General features: G+C 70.7%; 5 protein-coding genes. 2 read left to right on the top strand and 3 right to left on the bottom strand.

Going from position 1 to position 4,267, the window contains the following annotated elements:
- A partial coding sequence (locus CCN39_RS47170) for a tetratricopeptide repeat protein (protein ID WP_143264454.1) occupies nucleotides 1-463 on the top strand: 463 nt, incomplete at its 5' end.
- Between the two features lie 40 nt (nucleotides 464-503).
- Complete coding sequence (locus CCN39_RS47165) at nucleotides 504-1,712, top strand: DUF445 domain-containing protein (protein WP_086853623.1); 1,209 nt, start codon at nucleotides 504-506, stop codon at nucleotides 1,710-1,712.
- On the opposite strand, the gene CCN39_RS47160 is transcribed toward CCN39_RS47165, so the two are convergent.
- The 3 genes from CCN39_RS47160 to CCN39_RS47150 form a co-directional block, all read right to left on the bottom strand.
- Nucleotides 1,709-2,584, bottom strand: coding sequence for a metal ABC transporter permease (locus CCN39_RS47160; protein ID WP_086853621.1), 876 nt, complete (start codon nucleotides 2,582-2,584; stop codon nucleotides 1,709-1,711). The two genes, CCN39_RS47165 and CCN39_RS47160, sit on opposite strands and share 4 nt — an antisense overlap.
- Before the next feature lie 3 nt (nucleotides 2,585-2,587).
- Entirely contained in the window at nucleotides 2,588-3,433 is an 846-nt protein-coding gene (locus tag CCN39_RS47155) for a metal ABC transporter ATP-binding protein (RefSeq protein WP_086853619.1), read from the bottom strand.
- A gap of 2 nt (nucleotides 3,434-3,435) precedes the next feature.
- Nucleotides 3,436-4,267: metal ABC transporter solute-binding protein, Zn/Mn family (locus CCN39_RS47150; protein ID WP_086853617.1), on the bottom strand; the 832-nt coding region annotated here is incomplete at its 5' end.

The following is a 4,267-nucleotide window of genomic DNA, read 5'->3' as shown; positions in this document are numbered from 1 at the left end:
GCGCCGGTTCGAACCGGCGCTGGCCGCGTTCACCCAGGCCGGGCAGCTGCACCGCGACCGGGGCAACACCCTGGGCGAGGCGCTCGCCCTGATGAACATCGCGCTGGCGAACAGCTCGCTCGGCCGCCTGGAACCGGCGACAGTGCGCAACCGCGAGGCACTGGCCGTGTTCCGCCGCCGCGGCGACCGCTACCACACGGCGATCTGCCTGGCGAACCTCGCCGAGACGTACGCGCTGCGGGACGACCACCGCCGCGCGGTCGACCGCTACCGCCAGGCGATCGAGCAGCACGTCCTCGCGGGCAACGACTACGGCCGGGCGCGGACCCTGATGAACCTCGGCCGTTCCCTGGCCCGGCTGGGCGAGCCGGAGCAGGCGCGCGACTGCTGGCGGCGCGCGCGGACCGTGTTCGAGGAACTCGGCGACCCGCAGGCGGAGGAAGCTTCGGCGCTCATCGGGTAGCCGGTACGGTTTCGATCTCGGGACCGCGAGGGAGGCCGGAATGGACGCTGTCCTGCACGACCTCGCCCTGCACTGGCCGCTCTACGCGGCGATGCCGTTCGTCGCCGCGCTGATCGGGTACGTCACCAAGCGCGTCGCCATCGAGATGATGTTCCGGCCCCTCGAATTCGCCGGGATCCCGCCGCTGCTCGGCTGGCAGGGCGTCGTCCCGAAGCACGGCGGGCGGATGGCCGCGGTCGCGACCGAGCTGCTCACCGCGAACCTGCTCGACCTCAAGGAAGTCCTCGGCCGGATCGACCCGGTGATCATCACCAGCGAGCTGGAGCAGCCGCTGCTGCGCGCGGTCGACCACACCGCGCGCGAGGTGCTGGCCGAGCACCACCCGCGCCTGTGGGAGGTCATGCCGACGCTGGCGCAGGAGATGCTGATCAAGCAGGTCCAGGCGTCGGCGCCGCGGCTGGTCCGGGAGTTCCTCGACGACGTCCGCGAGCACCTCGACGAGGTGCTGGACGTCCAGCACATGACGGTCCAGCGGCTGACGCGCGACAAGAAGCTGCTCGTGCGGCTGATCCGCGAGACGTCCCGCCCGGAGATGGCGTTCATCGCGCGGATGGGCATCTACTTCGGGTTCGGGCTGGGTCTCGTGCAGACGATCGTCTGGGCGTTCACGCGCGAGCCGTGGGTGCTGCCCATCTTCGGCGGCGTGATCGGCCTGTGCACCGACTGGCTCGCGATCAAGCTGATCTTCGTCCCGCGCGAGCCGGTGCGCGTGGGCCGGGTGATCTTCCAGGGCAAGTTCCAGCGCCGCCGGGCCGAGGTGGCGCGGCAGTACGGCGAGCTGATCGCGAACGAGGTCCTGACGGTCCAGAACCTGCTGGACGCGGTCCTGCGCGGCCCCCGCGCGGACCGGCTCGCGGCCCTGGTCGAGAACCTGGTGTCGGAAACGGTCGACGCGCAGATGCCCCTGGCGTGGACGGTGGGCGGAACCCGGCTGAAAGAGATGAAGCGGGCCGCGGCGCGGAAAGCCCTGGAGCGGCTGCCGGACACGGCCCGGTACGCCGAGGGGTACCTCACCGAGGCGATGGACGTCGCGAAGGTGATCGAGCAGCGGATGCTGGCCCTGACCCCGCTGGAGTTCGAGGGCCTGCTGCGGCCGGCGTTCCGGCAGGACGAGTGGAAGCTGATCGCCGTGGGCGGGGTGATCGGCTTCGTGGTGGGCGAGCTGCAGGTCCTGCTGATGCTGGGTTAGGCCGCCGCGACGAGGGCCGGTTCCACCGCGCTCACCCGCGTCCGGCGGTCACGCTGCCAGGCGATCACCCGGCACACCACGTAGATCAGGAACGAAATCGCCGTCACGAAGGCGCTCACCGGCAGGCCGGGCGCCAGGGACAGCACGATCCCGCCGATCGCCGACACCTCGGCGAACACCACCGAAAGCACCGTCGCCTTCCAGGGGGACGCCGTCACGCGAGCGGCGGCCGCGGCGGGCGTCACCATCAGGGCCACCACCAGGAGCGAGCCGACCACCTTCACGCTCAACGCGGTCGAAACCCCCACCAAAAGGGCGAAGACCACGGTCAGCGTCTTTACCGGGACGCCGCGCGCCACGGCCACGTTCCGGTCCACCGAAGCGAACAGCAACGGCCGGTACACCACCGCCAGCACCGCCAGCACCACCACCGACGACACCACGAACAACGTCAGATTCGTCGAATCGATCGTGATGATCTGGCCGGTGAGGATCCCGAACTTGTTCCCGGACCGTCCTTTGTAGAAGGACAGGAACAGCACGCCCATCCCGAGGCCGAAGGACAGGATCACGCCGATCACCGAGTCGCGGTCCGCGTCACGGGCGCCCAGGATGCCCAGCAGCAACGCCGCCACCACCGCGCCGATCAACGCGCCGTACTCGACGCCGATCCCGAGCAGCAGCGCCGCCGCGCCGCCGGTGAACGCCAGCTCGGACGTCCCGTGCACCGCGAACGACATCCGCCGCATCACGATCAGCGGGCCCAGCACGCCGGCCACCAGGCCGAGGATCGCCGCCGCCAGCAGCGCCGTCTGGACACCGTCGAGCTCGGTGATCAGCTCCCAGGTCTTGCCGAAGTCGAACAGATCCAAGACTCAGCCCACTTGCTCTTCGACGTCGTGTTCGTGGTGGTGCGGCTCCGCCTCGCACAACGCGCTCTGCGCGCCCGCGATGTGGATCTGGCCGCCGACCTTGAGCACCTCGACGCGGGTGCCGTACAGCTCCGACAGCGTCTCCGTCGTCATGACCTCGTCCGGCTTGCCGATCCGGAACTGGCCGTTGACCAGGTAGAGCACGCGGTCGACGAACGGCAGCACCGGGTTGATCTCGTGGGTCACGAACAGCACCGCCGTGCCGGCCGTGCGCCTCCGGGTGTCGATCAGCTCGCTGATCGCGCGCTGGTGCGCCAGGTCGAGCGACAGCAGCGGCTCGTCGCACAGCAGGACTTCGGGGTCGCCGACCAGCGCCTGCGCCACCCGCAGCCGCTGCTGCTCGCCGCCGGACAACCGGCCGACGGGCTGCTTCGCGTACCGCGTGGCCCCGACGGCGGAAACCGCCGAAGCGACCTGACGGCGCCGGGCCGCCATGCCCGGGAACCCGAAGCCCCAGCGGTGCCCGTCGAGGCCCAGCCCGACCAGGTCGACGCCGCGCAGCGTCAGCGACTCGTCGATCGCGCGCTGCTGCGGGATGTAGCCGACCTTGCGGTTCGCGCCGCCCGGGCGGCCGCCGGCGATCTCGACCGTGCCCGCCGACAGGGCCTGCATGCCGAGCAGGGCCTTGAGGAAGCTGCTCTTGCCGGAGCCGTTCGGGCCCAGCACGGCGAGGAACTCGCCCGGCTCGACGACGAGGTCCAGCCCCGACCAGAGGGTGCGGGGGCCGAAGGCGAGCCCCGCCCCGCGGACCCGGACCGCGGGGCGTACGTCGTCGGATGCGGGTGACATGGCTACTTCAACGCCCCAGCCAGCTCGTCGACTTCCCCGGTCATCCAGCCAATGTAGTCCGTCACACCCGCGGGGAGCGTTTCGGTCACGCCGACCACGCCGATCCCGGCCTCCTTCGCCTGCTTGACGACGTCCTGGGTCAGCGGCGTCACGGTCTGCTCGTTGTTGACCAGCGCCTTGACCTGCTTGGTGGCGATGAGCTGCTTGTAGGCGCTGACGGCGTCGGCCGGGACGTCGGTGTCGTTCTCCACCGCGTCCGAGAACGCCTTGGGCGTCGCGTCGGTGATCTTCGCGCTCGCCAGCAGGTAGTGCGCGACCGGCTCGGTGACGACGACCTTCGTACCCGGGTGGGTGGCGCCCAGCTCTTCGAGCCGCTTCTCGAGCGCGTCGACCTTCGCCTTGAACGCGGTCGCGTTGTCGGCGAACTGCTGCTTGGCCGCCGGCCGGAGCTCGCCCAGCTGCGCGGCGAGCTGGTCGGCGACCTTGTCGACACCGGGGAGGTCGTACCAGACGTGCTCGTTCTCGTCGCCGGTCGCGGCGATGTCGTAGGCGACGAGCTTCTTCGCGCTGCCCGCCTGCTCGGTGAGCTTGCCGAAGAACTCGTCGTACCCGCCGCCGTTGGACAGCAGCAGCTGCGCGCCCTTCGCCGCGAGGGCGTCGTCCGCCGTCGTCTCGTACGAGTGCGGGTCGGCCGACGGGTCGTGGATGATCGACTTGACCTCGACGTTCTCGCCGCCGACGGCGTTGACCACGCTGCCCCAGACGTCGGTCGAGGCGACGACCTTGATCTTGCCGTCGCCGCCGGCCTGCGCGCCGCCGCCGTCGGAAGACGTC

The sequence above is a fragment of the Amycolatopsis kentuckyensis genome (assembly GCF_002155975.1).
In the GTDB taxonomy this organism is placed as follows: domain Bacteria; phylum Actinomycetota; class Actinomycetes; order Mycobacteriales; family Pseudonocardiaceae; genus Amycolatopsis; species Amycolatopsis kentuckyensis.
The sequence above is the reverse complement of the archived record's forward strand: the minus strand, read 5'-3'. Positions and strand labels throughout refer to the sequence as shown.